The sequence below is a fragment of the Paenibacillus sp. GP183 genome (genome assembly GCF_900104695.1).
In the GTDB taxonomy this organism is placed as follows: Bacteria; Bacillota; Bacilli; order Paenibacillales; family NBRC-103111; genus Paenibacillus_AI.
In genome coordinates this window covers 3,998,026-4,015,005 of the sequence record NZ_FNSW01000001.1, presented here as the reverse complement: position 1 = coordinate 4,015,005, position 16,980 = coordinate 3,998,026, and the positions used below count along the sequence as shown (strand labels likewise).

Below are 16,980 nucleotides of genomic sequence, written 5' to 3'. Positions count from 1 at the left end.
GTGAGAGACTGTTATGCTATTCAATAACAGCGGTAGCCACAAACCCAGTCATATCAAGTTTCCTAACCGCCGCGAACCCTCACAAAAGCCCTAAATAGAAAAAGAGAACACCTTTTCAGGTACTCTCTCACAAGCAGTATGGAGGCGAACCGTGGTGTACCAAATCCACAATTCGTCGCCGCTTTTTGCTTCGGATGTTTGGGGAGGTAGCATAGCCCCGCCCTACATCAAGTCAACACCTGTGTACCCCATCATTTTATATCCTTTTACCCTCTTCCTAAACATGCTCATGAGCACCGGAACTTGCAGATCAATGTAATCATAAATCTGAACCTCAGTCTTATTAATATGAGAACGATGCAGACGACCAGCATATTGCTGCAAAGTACCCTTCCAAGAAATAGGATGCACCAAAAATAACGTGTCTAAACGAGCATCATCGAAACCTTCACCAATTAACTTACCTGTAGCAATAAGCACACGTTCTTCATTGTCCCCAATGGCTGCAATTTTCTCTCTAAGAGCCTCACGCTGCTTTTTCCCCATTCCACCACGCAAGACAATTACATTCTTAGCAAACTTCTCAAGCCTCTTTTCAAAATATTCAACATGAGCAGTCCGCTCTGCCAAAAGAATCGGCGATCTACCCTGTTCTAAACACTTCAACAGATCATCAAAAATCATTTCGTTTCTTTCTTCATCATTTATTAAAATCTGATAAACATCCTGTATTCCTGGGTTTGATATTTGACTCGGCAAACGAAATTGGGTGTATCTAGGTATCACTTTATGTTGCATATTACGCGCTACTGCCTGTGACTTTGAATCCACGCGAATACGTATAGGCCCACACTGCATAAGTACAATAGGTTGATGTCCATCTTGTCTTGTCAGTGTTGCTGTCAAACCAAAAACATGCTTCGCCTTTGCCTTCTTTAATACCTGCTCAAAACTAAAGGCAGAAACATGGTGACATTCGTCTACAATGATTTGGCCGTATTCGTTAATGTATTCTTTCACTATTCCTTTTTGATTTAAACTCTGAATAACAGCAATATCGATCTGACCAGTTCGTTTTTCTTTTCCTCCTCCGATGACGCCAATACTCTTCATATCTACATTCAGAAAGGTACTGAGCCGTTCTTTCCATTGGTCCATTAGTTCGCGTCGATTCACAAGTATCAGGGTATTTAACTTTCTTTTAGCGATTATTGACGCTGCTACAACCGTCTTTCCAAAAGCAGTCGTTGCCGAAAGAATTCCTATCTCATTCGCCAAAATAGACCTTGCAGCAGTATCTTGTAACATTGTGAGGGTTCCATTGAAATCTACGTCAATATGATTTCCTAGGAAGCGTTCATCAGCAATAACCGGTTCGATTGAATGTATCTTAAGAAGGTCCAGCACAGCTTGCAAACAACCCCTGGGAAGTGCAATGTGTTTGGGGAAGTCTTCTGCACAGCTAATTACTCGCGGTTTTCCGAAAGTAGATAGTCGCATCGCTTGGTTCTTGTAGAAGTCAGGATTTTGAAAAGCCGCTAAACGAAAGATTCTATTGATCATGATAGATGGGAGATCATTTTTCTCAATATATATCATATTTGACAGTACGATCTTCACTTTTGAAGGCAGCGGTTCTTCGATAGGCCTTTCTTCAAGTACCTCATTACCTTGTTCCCATGGTTTTTCATCATCAGTATCTGGGTCTGTGTACCCTACACTTAGAACAGACGAGTTACGAACGGCATCTTGTACGAATCCCAGCACCCGTTCACGGCTCATTTTCTTTAATTGAGACAAGAATAGCCATTGATCTTGATAAGGCTGCAAAGTCTCATCGACAAAAACACTGTTACCATTCTTTCTAGGAATCCCTTGCAAGGGAAGAGCGATTAAATTCCCAAACCCTCCTTTTGGAAGCGTATCCTGGTTCGGGAAAAGTCGGTCATAGGAATCTAGGCCGATCTGGTTTCTTTTATCCATGGTTTTGGTTAGAATCGCGCATCCAAGTTTCCTGGCTAAATTTGCGTCGATGGCCTCGTCAAAAAAGATCCAAATATGTCCCCCTTGGCCTGAGCGCGACCTTTCTAATGCTGCAGGAACGTTAAATTCGTTACAAACGTTCACTACTGCCAGTGCATCTTCTTTCCAGTTTCTCTTATCAAAATCAATAGCAAGAAACCGACAGGTTTCATCGGGCAGCATGGGGTAAACACCGATAGTTTGGTTGGTTTTTGCATCCAGATGCTTATTAATCACTTCGTTAGTCACAGGTAAAAAATCTTTATGCGGACATTCAGAACATTTCACTTGCGGCTTCTTACAAACAGACGTCCATTCATTTCCACAAGCAGGAGAATACCCTGATCTCCCCGTTTTGTTTTCCCAACGCATTGGGAAGACATCTTCACGACCTCTAAAGAGACTACGAAATAGAGCGATTTTCTCAGGAGGTGACGAAAAATTATGAACGGATTCCACTTTAAGCTCTTGCAATTTGCTCGAACAATCGACTATAGATTGAGGAGAATCGACAGCTACTGCAGGTAAAGATTTTGATAGTTCTCTTTTAAGGTGTTCGTTTTCCTGACTTAATCGTTGAATTTCCAATAAAGCATGCTGAAGCTTATTTTCAAAGTCATTCATATTACCTCCGAGCAAATAACTTTCGATGGTTTCTTATAATCAGAATTGTATCACAGATAAGATGTCGGTAAAATAAAAAGCCCCGGTTTTGTATACCCCTAAGCTAAACGTTACAGAAAAGCGTCAGTACCGTCAAAAGCGTCACCAAGACGCAACACACTGTACTGACGCTATTAATGATTAGACGCTTGGTTAGGACTAGAGCGTGCCGAACTCCTTTCCATTTCCTTAAGTTGTGGTTTTGTATGGACAAGGGTTCGAACAACTGAGGGGAGTCGAACAGTTGTCCCGTCCGTTTTAAATGGTTTTAGGATTTCTTCAAAAGTGTTAAGAAGTGTTATCTCATGCGGGTTTCGAGGACCAGAGCATGTTAATTGATGTTATTTAAATTTAGCTGTTCTTACCTTGATTTAGACCTTTTGGCTACATGTTGACTACAAAAAAACGAGGGGATTCTCGGGTAACGTACAGTAAAATTTATTTAGTTTTATTTTGTAATTTACAGCTTTATTCAAGATACTTCGTTTGCATCCCCTCAAAAAACTTACTTGCTTTGTGGTTTATTTCTAACTTTAAAGCCAGCAGAATCTTGACGGAAATACCTCACCTTTATCAACATAGGGAAATGTTTTCGTGATCACTGAACCCCAGTAATGGATGCAATATGATTGCAGAGATATGAATCATTATATTCAAAGAGCTCCAGCTGATTTGCTCCAAGTTGTTCATATAATTTGATTATTTCAGAAAAGAAAAAGTCCTGCTCATCTCTATTATCTAGATCAAGAAGCTGATCCTCATCTAAATCTACTACACACTTCAGTACGGCCCAGTCCTCACCAGAGTATTTCGGGTTTCTACTTACTTTCATCTTCGCCCAAACCTCAGCTTGTACTAGGTCATGATAAAAATAATAGCCATCTCCTAGATAGTGAGAATCACCTGTTGATCTGAACTTCTCCATCATACATCCAGCATTCACTATTTCATGAATGGCTTGTTTCGTGTTTCAATGGTCCAAAGTTAATATCAAACGGTTCCTCATTCGACAAATAACCATTCAAGTCATTTATCTTTTTATAGTAAATGAGGACATATACAAGCTATACTATAAACCTTCAAGGTTTCATTAGAGACTGTAGGAAGCATGATTTCATCTTCTCCGGGTTCATCCTCATCATAAACAGTGCCCAAAATAGCGACACTCTTGTCTCACATTGTTGTGCCCTTGGTTTCCACTTCTTTTCTCTCCAAATCATTTGGCCCCGCCGCCTGTACCATTTTCCTCAATAAACCGTTCCAAATCGAAATTTTTTAGCTTATTGCCGCAACAAAACTTATATTTCAACCCGCTGCCGCATAGACACGGAACATATACATTGGACGGACTAAGTTTTTGCATCAATGCTTTTCTAAGGTCAGACAAATCTTCTACATATTCAATCCCAATGATGCATTGAAGTTCGTATCGCTCACATAGTTGATAAATTTTTTCAGCTCTTTCTTCCGATCTTACTCTTATGACGACAGGTTTGCTATCTGTTCCTAAGTCGGTTGCAGAATGACCCCCAGCACGTGTCACGATCTGCTTGCGTTTCTCCGGCAAGTATTGATCCAAAGTTCTCTCGCTAGCCGGAATTTCATCCTTTCTGAGCCACATATACATTTCAGCCACTGGGTAGAACGATTTCCGATCATCCGGAAAAACCTCCAAATCGACTAAGGACAACGTAGGAGGTTCAGAACCTGCAGCCACTTCCTTAAACGAATTCAAAACCTCAAGCTCTTCCTTTGTCGGCATAAACGCGATTTTCCGGTCAGATTCTACATGAATGTCATATAAGTTTTGCAGTCCTATAGCCAAAATCTCTCTCAGATCAAGGATGGCCATCTTTGGGTAATGGCGGGCGTATACCAGCATCATTCTGCTATGATAAGCGGATTTTTCAAGTTCATCAACTTGAAATAATAGCCGGCCCAGTGAATAATGGGATTCCACTTGGGACGGGTCCACTTGAATAGATTTCTCATACGCTGCGGCGGCCAGTTCCGGTCTCCCCCCTTTCAAATACAGGTTGCCTAACCGATTCCATAGAAAACCGTCTTGAACATTTTCACGAAGCTTATTCAAAAAGTTTTCCTCTGCATCGGTTGCCCACTTGGGAGTACTCCCGTCATAAAGGGCAATTTCACCTGCCATGTAACTTGACTTGTCTTCTTTCCCTTCTGCAAACAACCTCGTCAATAAACCAAACATGGAAAAAAGATCCTTTGCTTTCCAGTTTCCTGCACCATTGCATTGTTTGCAGCGAATATACCCTGTCGTTTGTACATAATCCATCATGTCTCTTTGATAGGGTTGGCTTTTGAAACTTGAATCTTTCTCATCTTTCTGCCAACGTTCCAGATTGAACGCAACAAAACCAATATCATACTGTCCTTTGCTCCCACAATGACCGCAGATCAAAACCTGCTTGTTGGATTCGAATTGAAGATCAATTTTCTTTTTATATCTAGTAATTATTTTGGTAAGAATGCCAGGTAGCAAGGAAACTGTCGGTTTCTCCGGGATGCTTGATAAAGGTTGTCTTTTCAGGGTGGAAATAAGCAAAGGATTTATAGCAGCATGGGGAGATGGCATATATGATTCCTTCCTTTCAAAAATCGTATCGACCATGTATTTTTATCGGTAGTTCAATTTCATCAATTCATCCCGAAAAGCCGGCTTTTTAGGGTATTTTGCAAGAAGCAGCCGCACGATTTGCAGCGCTTCCTCTTTACCTCCGGCTTGCTGAAGTAGAAAGATGATCCGGCAAACATTTTCATAATGCTTCCTTGTTGTGGATCGGTCTGCCTCTGCATCAATATGGATATGGAATAATTCCTTTACTTCCATAGGAAAATGCTGATTCAAATGAGAGTAAAACTCTTCAATTCTTGAAGGCTGCTTCTTGACATAAGCCAAGAGCCGCGAATATTCCTGCTCCTCCACAAGAATTCGTGTGTATATATTCCCGGGCCATTTATCCTTTTCCAGCTTCTGCAGCATGTCCAGATAAACAGGTCGCCACCCGATAGCTGGATATGTGTCCTTAAGCGGTTTGAAGTACGAGAAGTCACCGTCCAGTACGAGTGCTACACCCAGTTTACGCTGGAATTCCAATTGTCCGGAACGACAATATGCCTCATAGCGGTGCTTATTCCATTGTTTGACCAGTCCGGGAAAACCTTTGGCTTGATCCTGCGCTTCTCCCTCTTCAGTCAGGCGAATGACCTCATCATAGCAACCGTTATGGAACGCATCCTGTATAGCCATTTCCCGGAAATCCGAGAAATGTAAATGGCTGTTCAGATAATCGCTGGCCCGCCCTTCATCTTCATAGATTTGAATCAAATGATACCGCATCACGGCTACCCGCTGGGCAAAGTAGTTTCCGCTGCTGGTCCCTCCTGTTTGTTCGGAGGCCACCCGGGAAGCATGCTTCTCCCATTTCCTGCGTAAATTAGCTGTTACCGCCAAGCGTGAGGCGCTATCGAGCATTGCTAACTGCCAGTCGGACCATCCGTCATAACGCGATTGCTTCGATTCATCCAGAAGCAGTTGGAATAGGCTTTCCCTGTCCACTTGCGAAATTCGGTCACTTTGAAGTATGATCTCATCTATACGTTCCAGACTTTGATCAATGACACATCCGATAGTACCGCCGTAGTCATCCGCTTCCTGAAGAAAATCGACCATTTCTTCCAATATACAATGGTTAATCTCGACAGCTCGAGTCCATTCAGCATTATCCGTTGCTTCACAGGCCTTTTCGGCCACCATTTCTGCGCCTCCGACCGCCTTACCAACGTTTCGCCAATTGACAAAACCATGATGGTCCGAATACGTATCGATGTATGAACGAATCAGCTTTCTGCATTCTTCCAGCTCTTTGGCCCTGCCGACCTTGGATAACTGAAGCTTGACCCGCTGTTCCACAACATCAGAATCAGCCGCGAGTGAAAGCAGTAAGGTTATCAAGCTCTCTTTACTCTCAGCCTCCAAAAGATGCTTCAAGCTCTTATTCGGATTCGTAGGCAGTTCTTTCGTTATGGATTCTGATAGCGTTGCTGTATGATCTCGAAGCTTGAGCATTACCGCAGCTTGATGCTTGCAGACAGGCCCGTAATCGTAAGGACAATCGCAATCGGATGATATAACTTCACCCTCCTCGTCAAGCTCCACATACACCTCATATAACTCGCTTCCTTCCACCTCGGCACGGTAATCTAAGTCTCCTATATCCTCTATCGAGAGAACGTGGCCGCCCAGTAAATACTCCCGTCCTCTGTCCAAAATAACAGGATCCAGATATTTGCTAAGATTGTTTAGATTCAATCTCATCACATCCTTGCGACTGAATTAATCCCTCTGCAGCGGGTTTAAGTTTAACTGGCTTCACATAGTGGGTGGAATAGTGCCGTTCAACTTGGGAGTCACCTGATTTCGAGAAACGGAGCGGGCGTTTCGTTCCTTTTCCCCAGGACATATAGACGGTGTAGGATTCCTTCAGGGTCATCTCCCTCGCCGTTTTCCGGAATTCTTTCATCATGAAACTGAATTGAGCCAGATTCCCATGTAGGACCCGCTCCAGATAAGGAACCCTTCCGAATCGCCATTCCTCTACAAGCTTTGGAGAGAGCTTCTCCATCTTCAAGAACAAATCCAACGGGCTCGCGTACCCTTTTTCAAAAATCAATTGATGCACCGTATGGCGAACCTTTTTCTGTATCTCTTGTCTGTTCAAGATAACTACCCCTTTGATTGTGAAAAAGGATGATTATTTTTGTGCTTTTCGTTCAATCCATTGTAATCCAGTTCAAACCGTTCCATCCAGGATTGAATCGCTTCTTCCGCAAACTTGTGTTCGAATTTATTCCACTCATCCCAAAGATTCAATTCGTAAAGTGTATCCTTGAACCTTCGAAAAGGTTTGTTGCCATTAAGGGCATCAAATAACTTATTTTTAGGATCGAATTCGGTACGCTGGGCAAATTTCGTCATCACATAAAACGCCTCGTTAGAATCAATCTTTGGAACATCTATGAAACGTTCTTCGTTTTCCTCATCATCCCAGTCGATTCCCGGTTCCCCTGTATACGCTTCTTCCATATCCAAAATAACTTGCCCAGTATGTAGATCCAAATAATACGGGTGCTCAAAGTTGTTATCCAAGTAGGCATCTAAAAGCTCGTCCATTAATTGCATTTCGATCGACCTCTTTTGGTTTATTTGATCCTATTTTAGCAAAACTTTGTCAAAATGAACATGATTAAGCCGATAAGTATGAATACCTTATTTGGAGACAAATCATTGTAGCCATTTGGACTACAACACTTTCGAAATCGATCGAGTTTTACGAGGATTTGGACTACATTTTTGCCCCTAAAATGGGAAAAACCCGCTTCAGGAGCGGGTTTCAAGATGGAGGCGAGCTTACACTGTTGAAAACCCTGTCAACTAAGTTTAATAAAGCCCGTACTGAATAACCTTAGACTAGTTTATTCTATCCGCTCGGATTCTAAGCTTGCGGGTCACTATCAAGCTTTTGCGTATGTTAACAACAAAATCTTCAACTGTTGTATCACGAATTCGACATGCTCATTATCTCTACTTAATCTGCTAGCCATTACGCCGCCTTCCAGAGAAGAAACGATATATGATGAAACAGCTTTGGTTATTCATATCAGATCGGAATTCTGGGGCATGGAGGTCCGTTGGAAGTCAATGAAGTTCAACGGCACGTTCAATCTCTTATGAAGTTACCGATGAAAATTCCTGTATAAATATTCTCTGTTGTAAGTTGCTACGGTCTTAACCCATTTCTTTTGCATATCAACCCAAAACACTACCAAACGGGTACAAAATCATTTATCTCTTCAAGAATTGTATTTATTGCTTTCTGTACATCCGGTGTTAACTGAACTTTGCTTGCCCGAACGTTCTCCTCTAATTGGGAAAGGCGACTTGCCCCCACAATAGCCGAGCTTACTCCGGGCTGTCTTAATACCCAAGCAATCGCAAGCTGCGATAATGTTAAACCTATATTTGCGGCGACGCTTTCCAACTTGCCTACGCATTGGAGGACATCGTCCTTCAAATAACTACTGATCCAGCGGTTAATATCGCTATTAGCCGCGCGGCTATCAACTGGAACGGCTTGACCCGCTTTATATTTACCGCTTAAAATGCCCTGTGCAAGCGGTGAAAAAACGATTTGACCCAGTCCTTCCTTCTCGCAAGTCGGCAATACTTCTTTTTCAATATACCGAACAAGCATGTTATAAATCGGCTGGTTCGAAATAAGCGGCCTTAAGTTCAGGTCTCTACCAATATGTACGGCATCCGTAATTTGCGCTGCACTCCATTCGCTAACCCCGGCATATAGGACCTTGCCTTGAGTGATTAAATCGTTAAGCGCCCGAAGCGTCTCCTCTAACGGAACTTCCGGATCAAAACGATGGCATTGATAAAGATCAATATATTCAACACCCAAACGTTTCAAACTAGCCTCGCACTGCTCTAAGATATGCTTTCGGGAAAGCCCTTTATCATTTGGCCCCTTCCCCATCGGAAAATATACTTTTGTTGCAATGACATAGCTTTCCCTTGAAAAATCCTTAAGAGCTTCACCAACAACAATTTCCGAAGCGCCCAGATTGTAGGCATTGGCTGTATCAAAGAAATTAATTCCATTTTCGAAAGCGAATTTGATACAATCTATTGCCGTTTGTTTTTCAACTGCCGTTCCGTAAGTTAACCAACTTCCCAATGCTATTTCACTTACTTTTAATCCGCTTCTGCCCAAATTACGATATTTCATGTACTTTTCCTCCTGTTTATTTAAAGTTGTCTTGGCGAGTATGCTCGATCTTTTTCAACCTATATCAAAGTAAAAGGTCATTGAACTTACCTTTATCGAGCTGAAGATCGATCAAACAGCCGAGCAGACAATTAAAGGGATTGAAACTATGCATATGATTAATTTTGAAACATGTAGTCTGTATTTATTCGCTTTTTGCAACACAACCATTATTGATAATCCAAATAATAAGAAGCAAAGTCATCCGCTGCTACGGTTTAACTTTGCTTCTAATTCCATGTGTTTATCAAATCAAAGAGCTGAATTCTACTTATGACTTTGTTGAAGCTGCTTCACGGCATCACCAAAATGGTTTCGGGCTTGTACGAGTACATCCAAGGCCTTCTGCTGGCTAACGCTGAACATCAGCATCAAAATAGCAACTCTTGCATCACCTTTCGCTTCAATTCCAGTTCGACGCGCTGTTTCTTCATCAGTGCCAGTTGCTTCTTGAATTATCCGATCCGTACGTTCTCGTAGCTTTTGATTGGTCGCCTGAACATTAACCATCAGATTGCCATAAACCTTCCCCATTTGAATCATAGTCGTGGAAGAGATCATATTCAGCACCATTTTTTGTGCCGTTCCTGCTTTTAAGCGTGTCGATCCAGTAATAATTTCCGGCCCGACAGGCACCTCAATCGGATACTTTACAACGGCGCTCAACGGTGTATCCCGATTGCAGCTAATGCCGATCGTCGCTAAACCTAAACGATTCGATTCACGAATAGCGCCAATCACATAGGGAGCCGTTCCGCTTGCTGTAATGCCAACAACAACATCACCTGGTTTGGCGACCTCTGCAATGGCGAGTACCCCTGCATGCTCGTCATCTTCCGCATTTTCTATGGCTGCGCGAATCGCTTTTTCACCACCGGCAATGAGGCCGATTACCAATTCTGTCTCTACCCCAAATGTTGGAGGACATTCCGAAGCGTCTAAAATTCCAAGACGTCCGCTCGTTCCAGCTCCGATGTAGAAAAGTCGACCGCCGCTAGCCATGGCTTCAGATACGGCTTCAATAGCAGCGGAAATCTGAGGAATTGCGCCTCGGATCGAAAGCGCTACGGTTTGGTCTTCCTCATTCATTAATGTCACGATTTCCTGAATACTGAGTCGGTCAAGGTGCAGTGACTTTTCATTTCTCTGCTCAGTAACCAGTTGATTCTTCTTTTGTTGTACCACGATACCTTGCCTCCTTTTCTTGGATATGCTTCACTGCTGATTAGCCTATTGTTCTATTAACGAAAGACAAATCCTGCTATCCGTTGTTGTCTGTCAGCTGTTAGTTCGATGCCTTGTTCCTGTAAAGCAAGCAGATAGGCACCGATCACAGGAGGACGTTCGAGTAGCCGAACCTCGAATAAGCCGGAACGTATCGCCCTTGTTTGCATAAAACGTTGTTCAAAGCCTCTATCTGAAAATAAGCCACCTGTAAGGACAAGCGGGATTCGATTCTCGGTTCTTTTCCTTGGATCACCGGAAGCCAATGATAGCTGGATTCCCATAGAAGTGCTTACAGTCACGACCAGCTCTTCCAGCTCGCGGATCGCAACTTCAACGAGGCTAACTGCAATCGGATCACCTTCTGAGGCCGCCTGCATGACAAGCTTGGAGCCATCCGCAATCGCTGTACGCACATTATCCTGGCCATACATCGTATTGATCAGTTGGCCGGGATGCTGCAAGGACCAACGGTCTAGAATAAGCTTTGTTAAAGCGGTGGGCTCTCCCCGACCGTCAAACGCTCGCATCACAGCCACCAGCGCTTTGCGTCCAAGATCAAAGCCGCTTCCCTCATCGCCGAGTAAATAACCCCAGCCTCCGACTCGGACAAAGTCTGCAGTTGCCGGATCGAAACCGTAGGCAATCGAACCCGTGCCAGAAATGAGTACAATGCCCTTCTTTCCCCAAGTTCCTGCTGCTAACGCGGTCACGGCATCATTGTGGACTGTGATTGCCACACCTTTGGGCAATTCGGCTTGCAGCCAGTCCTTGATCCGTTTACGATCTTCCGATCGATCGCTTCCCGCTAGACCGAGGAAGATTCCGCCTAAGCGAGAAGGACCTGTACCTGATTGCTCTAACACATCACTAATCAATGTGAGCAGAACCTGCTGTACATCCTCCCAAGGACGAGACTTCACACTGCTGGATTCACCACGGCTTTCAGCCATAATGACGCCTTCATCATCGCCGAGGATACAGACCGTTTTGGTCCCACCGCCATCAATCCCTATATATCGTTTTCCTTCAGCCATATTACTTCACCGCTCCTGCTGTCATGCCTTCCATAAACTGTTTGGAAGCAAGGAAAAATATAATCATCATTGGCACAGAAGCCAGGGTCAGCCCAGCGAACAGCATACTTAAATCTGTTGAGTACTGTCCGAACAAGGAAAGCATGCCGACCGGTATCGTCTTCTTCATATCATCTTGAATAAAAATGAGTGGGAAAAAGAAATCATTCCACGCCATTATAAAATTCATAATCATCACAGTCCCTAACGCTGGCCGGATTAGCGGCAGTAAAACATGCCACATGACACCAAAGTCGGAGGAACCATCGATGCGTGCCGCTTCTTCCAGCTCCTTCGGGAGCGTTCGGAAAAATCCGGTTAAGATTAGAATGGCGAGTGGCATACCAATCGCCGTATACACACTTACCAAAGACCAAATACTATTCAGCATCGAGAGCTTCTTCATCAAAAGGAACAAGGGTACGATCCCGAGCTTAATGGGAATCATCATGCCCAAGAGAAAAAAGAAGAACAATGCCCCATTCCAACGGAACGGATATCTGGCAATATAGAATGAGGCCATAACAGCAAATAGCAAAATGAGAACTACTGACACGATGCTAACTACAAGACTATTCCAAAAATAAGTAAAAAATGGAATCTGATATATCAGCTTGCTATAAGCCGCAAACGATATCGAAGTTGGCAGTGACAACGGATTTTTCAAAATCTGGATATTCGTCTTTAATGAGGAGGTCAGCATCAGAAAGATCGGATACAAGCTGACCAATGCCCCCAAATACGCCAAAGCATATTGGAGTCCCCGAACGGATTTGTTGGTTTTCATGGTCTGCCTCCTGTCTTATTGCTGAGCCGATTGGTTCCTGGTGAAGTACAGGAACAAAGCTGATATCGATGCGATAATGAAAAATAGAACAACGGCCAATGCCGAGCCAAGACCCAGTGCCACCGAATCGCCGCCAGACGAGCCTCCAAAAGCAATTCGATAAAAGAATACAGCCAACGTATCTGTCGAGTTATAAGGCTCTCCCTGCGAGCCTTCCATTGCATAGATCAGCTCGAAAGCTTCGAAGGCATGGATAAATGTAAATACAGTAATGATGATCAGGGACTGACTCATAATGGGCAGGATGATCGAACGGATCAAGCGGAAACCTTTGACTCCATCCAACCGCGCTGCTTCAATAACTTCTGTTGAAATCGCTTGTAAACCGGCAAGAAAAATTAACATTGAGAAACCAACACCAAACCAACTGTTGACGATAGTAATCGAGGTCAATGCTGTAGCCGGGTCTCCCAGCCAAGGTTTGGCCCATGAAACAAGACCCATCTTCTTAAGCAGGACATTCACGACACCATTATTGGGGTTCAACATGAGCTTCCACAAAAATCCTACCACGATGACAGACAGCAGCCTCGGTAAAAAGTAGGCCATTTTCAAAAAATTCGAACCTTTAAGTTTACTATAAACAAGATAAGCAAGAACAAACGCAAGCACATTTTGTACAATCATCTCTACAGCAAAATAATAAAGATTATGGCCAAACGCATTCCAAAACAGATGATTGAACGGTTCTTTCGTAAACAAGCTTACGAAATTGCCGAACCCTATGAACTCTCCGCGGACGAGACCTTTCCAATCATAAAAACTGTAACCAAATGCGGAAAGAATAGGGTAAATCACGAACATAATGTAAACTGCGAGGGCAGGAACCGGGAACAGATGAACTGCTCCCTTTTTCCACCCGGACGATTTGGCCAAGTTATTCATGTCCCCCCCACCTTTTCATTACTTATTTCTTAGGTTTAAACCATGTATCTGCACTCTTTTGAACTTCTTCTGTTACTTGCTCCGGTGTCAATTTGTTTAAATACATGCCTTGGATTGAATTTTCTAACGTAGCTTTAGTCGTTGGATTACCAGCATTGAAATAAACGACTGCAGCGTAAGGAGTGGAGATCGTATCGGCATTTTTGGCAAATTTGGCTACCAAAGGATCATTTGCCGCCACGCCTGGGATTGTGCTTGGTTTTTGCAACTCATTTACGGCAAGCACTCCGAATTCTTTCGTTGTCAAAAATTCCATAAATTTCAGAGCTTCCTGTTTATGTGCAGATTTCGCATTCACGGAAAATGAGCCGTCTACCCAAGTGGTTACCGTTGGTTTGCCATCTGCTTTCATAGGCGGAACCGGGAACACATCCATTTGAAGGTCTGGATTCGTTTTCTTCATGACCGCATATTCCCAATCCCCCATAACCATCATAGCTGCCTGCTCAGTTACAAACATGTTTCTCATGTCGTCCATGCCGATGCCTACATAATTATCCGGGAAATAAGGTGTCAAATCTTTCAGCGTTTTAATAGAGCTTACAAATTCCGGACTTTTGAAGTTCGCATCCCCGCTAAGTATTTTCTTCATGAAATCCGTCCCATAAACAGACGGTCCAAGCGTCCCTTGCGTCAACGAAAGAATCCATCCTTCTTTAGAACCAAAAGCGAAAGGCGTTACATTATTTTTCTTTAACGTATCCGCTGTTTTAAGGAGTTCATCCCAAGTTTTAGGCTCTTGAAGATTGTACTTTTGGAATATTTTTTTGTTGTAAAATACTTGCGTTGAGCTGAATACAGTCGGAACACCGTATACTTTGCCGTCCTTTCCTGTAGCAGCCAATAACGTATCCTTCGAGAACACATCCATTCCTTTAATTCCGGTCAATGGCTCCAAGTAGCCCGCATCCGCCAATGCGGCACCTGCGGCATAAGGACGAAGATGAATAATATCTGGACCGTTCCCGCTTTGTAGACTTGTGTTCAGAGCTGTGTTGTACTCTGTATTCTTGGTCGGTTTAAACTCGATATCAATATTAGGATTTTTCTTTTTGAACTCAGCAATGATTTTTGTGTAAGCATCTGTATCTTCTGTACGCCAGCTGCCTATTGTCAGCTTCACTTTTTCCTGTGGCGCTGCTGTTGGTGATGAGGTACTTGCTGTGCCGGGGGTTGCGCTAGGAGTTGCGGTGTTGCTGCTGCATGCGACAAGCATGGAAGATGTTGCGACCATAGTTAATACTGCCCCACTGAATAAACGTTTCATAGAAAAACCTCCCTCTAATTTTCACTTCTATGTTTAACCTCCAGATTTACAAGAGGACCAAACCGCTTCATGCAAAATCGGACGCAGCTCTCGAATCTTGTTATTTCTCCCAAGATGAACTGCATTTGTAAGGAATACGACGCTTATACCCTGTTTGGGCTCTATCCATAAGCTCGTTCCAGTGAAGCCTGTATGACCGAAACTGCCCGGTGGCCAACTTACACCACAGCTGGGCACAAAAGTGGGATCATGGCTGACCTCCCAGCCGAGTCCGCGGCCCCGAACCGAATGCCCGGTGGCTTCTCGCATTAGCCATGATGGTATCAAGTCTTGGCTTTCCGGCGCTAACCACCACGCAGCATAGCGTGTCAGGTCATCTGCCGTGGCGAACAATCCCGCGCTTCCGGACACCCCCCCAAGGTGGAAGCACTTTTCATCGTGAACTTCACCTATAATGAACGTTCCATCTAGAGGTTCCGTAGCGGCCACACGTTCTTGTAGCTTAAGACTGGGGGTGTAGACGGTATCGCGCATCCCAAGCGGATCAAATACATACTGCTTAACAAAGCGATCCAGCGGCTCGCCAGTCACACGTTCTACGATGATCCCAAGAAGAATCATACCGAGGTCGCTATACTGCATATCTTCACCCGGCTGAAAGTTTAGCTCCTGTGCGAGAATTTCTTCCAGTAGTGCTGGCCGCTTTTCTTTGCGCGGTCGAACAGGCAAATCAGGCGGCAACCCGGAAGCATGCTGCAAGAGATGGCGCACGCTTACTTGTGGGTGGTGGAATGCAGGCACGTACTTCTGTACGGAGCTTTCTAACGAAACCTTGCCTTGAGACACCAAGATGAGAATCGCCGGAAGTGTAGCGGTTACCTTCGTCAGTGAGGCAATGTCAAACAATGTGTTCAATCGGATCGGGCATTCCTTGGTGCCATCCGAGAATGAACCATACGATTTCTGGAATCGTACACGGTTTGATAGTGTGATGTCCAGAACGGCGCCCGGCAGGAGTCCCTCTTGCAGCCAATCTTGCACCAAGCGGTCCACGTTATCCATTGCGTTTCCCCACCTTGACCGCTTGTCGGGTCATTTCCAGCGATTTCACACTTTCCTCGTAATGGCAGCCAGCGATTCCAACATACAAAATATCGATGACATTCAGCTGCGCAATTCTTGATGCCATCGCCCCGCTGCGGATGCTCTTCTCCAAGGTACTAATAAACAGCTGAATATCTGCAAGCTCAGCTACCGGATTAGATCCGAATCGGGTCAACGTAATAACCGATGCGCCATTTTTCTTCGCTACGGCGAGCGAACGAATCATATCTTCCGTTTGACCCGAATAAGAAATACCAAAGACGACATCACCGGGAAGCAGGTTAGCAGCAATGGTAGCTTGCGCATCGAACCCTGTGCCAATCTCGCACCAGCAGTTAATCCGTGTAAGCTTTTGCTTGAAATCCTCCGCGATTACTCCCGAGGCACCGATGCCGAACACGCCGATTTTTCTTGCTGCACTTAGCGTTTGTATGGCTTTCTCCACACTTTCCGGCGAGAGAACGGTTAGCGTATCTTGAATCGAAACGATATTGTTATTCGTGACCGATTTGATGAGTTCCCCTATTGAACCGTCCGTATTAATTTCCTGATACGCCTCTGTTGGCAATGACGATTGTGATAAATCGCCGGCGATTCGCATCTTAAGATCCTGAAATCCTTTACAGTGGAGAGAACGTGAAAGTCGTACGATTGTCGCTTCACTAACGTTGGCTAACTCCGCCAGTTTCTGTACAGAAAGCCTAACTACCTCTTGCGGATGTTCCAATATATATTGTGCAACCTTGCGCTCCATCGGCTTCAAGCTTGCTATGGCAGCTTCTATGCTCACTAATCCACCTTTTAACATGGGCATCAACCTCTATGGTATCTTTGTAATTTGAATAAGTTATTTGTAACCTGCGACGACTTCTTATCCCTATTATAATGAGTTTTATTTCATTTTGTAAAGATTTTTATGTAATTTTATTTCTTCCATGTCATGTAACATGTCATTAACTTACATTCCGA

Annotated in this window: 14 protein-coding genes; all 14 read right to left on the bottom strand. The window is 43.9% G+C overall.

Annotated elements, in window-relative coordinates:
- Positions 1–222: 222 nt before the first annotated feature.
- On the bottom strand, positions 223–2,646 hold the full coding sequence (locus BLV33_RS19775; RefSeq protein WP_090795533.1) for a TOTE conflict system archaeo-eukaryotic primase domain-containing protein: 2,424 nt from the start codon (positions 2,644–2,646) through the stop codon (positions 223–225).
- Between the two features lie 637 nt (positions 2,647–3,283).
- Entirely contained in the window at positions 3,284–3,613 is a 330-nt protein-coding gene (locus BLV33_RS19770; RefSeq protein WP_139305779.1) for a hypothetical protein, read from the bottom strand.
- A gap of 288 nt (positions 3,614–3,901) precedes the next feature.
- The gene (locus BLV33_RS19765) at positions 3,902–5,287 is read right to left on the bottom strand and encodes a tetratricopeptide repeat protein (RefSeq protein ID WP_171909211.1); all 1,386 of its coding nucleotides are present in this window, start codon (positions 5,285–5,287) and stop codon (positions 3,902–3,904) included.
- A gap of 42 nt (positions 5,288–5,329) precedes the next feature.
- On the bottom strand, positions 5,330–7,024 hold the full coding sequence (locus BLV33_RS19760; RefSeq protein WP_090795523.1) for an SWIM zinc finger family protein: 1,695 nt from the start codon (positions 7,022–7,024) through the stop codon (positions 5,330–5,332).
- Entirely contained in the window at positions 7,005–7,433 is a 429-nt protein-coding gene (locus tag BLV33_RS19755; RefSeq protein WP_216234797.1) for a hypothetical protein, read from the bottom strand. Before BLV33_RS19755 ends, BLV33_RS19760 begins: the two co-directional genes overlap by 20 nt.
- Before the next feature lie 5 nt (positions 7,434–7,438).
- Positions 7,439–7,894: a UPF0158 family protein gene (locus BLV33_RS19750; RefSeq protein ID WP_090795520.1), complete on the bottom strand. Its 456-nt coding sequence runs from the start codon at positions 7,892–7,894 to the stop codon at positions 7,439–7,441.
- 640 nt (positions 7,895–8,534) lie between these two features.
- Positions 8,535–9,509, bottom strand: a complete 975-nt coding sequence (locus BLV33_RS19740; RefSeq protein ID WP_090795516.1) for an aldo/keto reductase family protein — start codon at positions 9,507–9,509, stop codon at positions 8,535–8,537.
- Between the two features lie 306 nt (positions 9,510–9,815).
- Positions 9,816–10,733, bottom strand: coding sequence for an N-acetylmuramic acid 6-phosphate etherase (gene murQ / locus BLV33_RS19735; protein WP_090795512.1), 918 nt, complete (start codon positions 10,731–10,733; stop codon positions 9,816–9,818).
- 56 nt (positions 10,734–10,789) lie between these two features.
- Positions 10,790–11,809 carry an N-acetylglucosamine kinase gene (locus tag BLV33_RS19730; RefSeq protein WP_090795508.1) on the bottom strand — a complete coding sequence of 340 codons (1,020 nt, stop codon included), beginning with the start codon at positions 11,807–11,809 and terminating at the stop codon, positions 10,790–10,792.
- A 1-nt stretch (position 11,810) separates the two neighbouring features.
- On the bottom strand, positions 11,811–12,635 hold the full coding sequence (locus BLV33_RS19725) for a carbohydrate ABC transporter permease (RefSeq protein WP_090795504.1): 825 nt from the start codon (positions 12,633–12,635) through the stop codon (positions 11,811–11,813).
- A gap of 15 nt (positions 12,636–12,650) precedes the next feature.
- A complete protein-coding gene (locus BLV33_RS19720) occupies positions 12,651–13,580 on the bottom strand; it encodes a carbohydrate ABC transporter permease (RefSeq protein WP_090795500.1) in 930 nt (309 codons plus the stop codon).
- A 22-nt stretch (positions 13,581–13,602) separates the two neighbouring features.
- The gene (locus tag BLV33_RS19715) at positions 13,603–14,907 is read right to left on the bottom strand and encodes an ABC transporter substrate-binding protein (RefSeq protein ID WP_090795498.1); all 1,305 of its coding nucleotides are present in this window, start codon (positions 14,905–14,907) and stop codon (positions 13,603–13,605) included.
- A 33-nt stretch (positions 14,908–14,940) separates the two neighbouring features.
- A complete protein-coding gene (locus tag BLV33_RS19710) occupies positions 14,941–15,969 on the bottom strand; it encodes a serine hydrolase domain-containing protein (RefSeq protein WP_090795496.1) in 1,029 nt (342 codons plus the stop codon).
- Positions 15,962–16,819: a MurR/RpiR family transcriptional regulator gene (locus tag BLV33_RS19705; protein ID WP_090795492.1), complete on the bottom strand. Its 858-nt coding sequence runs from the start codon at positions 16,817–16,819 to the stop codon at positions 15,962–15,964. Before BLV33_RS19705 ends, BLV33_RS19710 begins: the two co-directional genes overlap by 8 nt.
- Positions 16,820–16,980 lie beyond the last annotated feature (161 nt).

What these genes read in the sequence shown, in the direction of transcription:
- BLV33_RS19775 (WP_090795533.1), bottom strand. Translation starts at nt 2,646, where the DNA reads ATGAATGACTTTGAAAATAAGCTTCAGCATGCTTTATTGGAAATTCAA.
- BLV33_RS19770 (WP_139305779.1), bottom strand. Translation starts at nt 3,613, where the DNA reads ATGATGGAGAAGTTCAGATCAACAGGTGATTCTCACTATCTAGGAGAT.
- BLV33_RS19765 (WP_171909211.1), bottom strand. Translation starts at nt 5,287, where the DNA reads ATGCCATCTCCCCATGCTGCTATAAATCCTTTGCTTATTTCCACCCTG.
- BLV33_RS19750 (WP_090795520.1), bottom strand. Translation starts at nt 7,894, where the DNA reads ATGCAATTAATGGACGAGCTTTTAGATGCCTACTTGGATAACAACTTT.
- BLV33_RS19740 (WP_090795516.1), bottom strand. Translation starts at nt 9,509, where the DNA reads ATGAAATATCGTAATTTGGGCAGAAGCGGATTAAAAGTAAGTGAAATA.
- BLV33_RS19730 (WP_090795508.1), bottom strand. Translation starts at nt 11,809, where the DNA reads ATGGCTGAAGGAAAACGATATATAGGGATTGATGGCGGTGGGACCAAA.
- BLV33_RS19725 (WP_090795504.1), bottom strand. Translation starts at nt 12,635, where the DNA reads ATGAAAACCAACAAATCCGTTCGGGGACTCCAATATGCTTTGGCGTAT.
- BLV33_RS19720 (WP_090795500.1), bottom strand. Translation starts at nt 13,580, where the DNA reads ATGAATAACTTGGCCAAATCGTCCGGGTGGAAAAAGGGAGCAGTTCAT.
- BLV33_RS19715 (WP_090795498.1), bottom strand. Translation starts at nt 14,907, where the DNA reads ATGAAACGTTTATTCAGTGGGGCAGTATTAACTATGGTCGCAACATCT.
- BLV33_RS19710 (WP_090795496.1), bottom strand. Translation starts at nt 15,969, where the DNA reads ATGGATAACGTGGACCGCTTGGTGCAAGATTGGCTGCAAGAGGGACTC.
- BLV33_RS19705 (WP_090795492.1), bottom strand. Translation starts at nt 16,819, where the DNA reads ATGTTAAAAGGTGGATTAGTGAGCATAGAAGCTGCCATAGCAAGCTTG.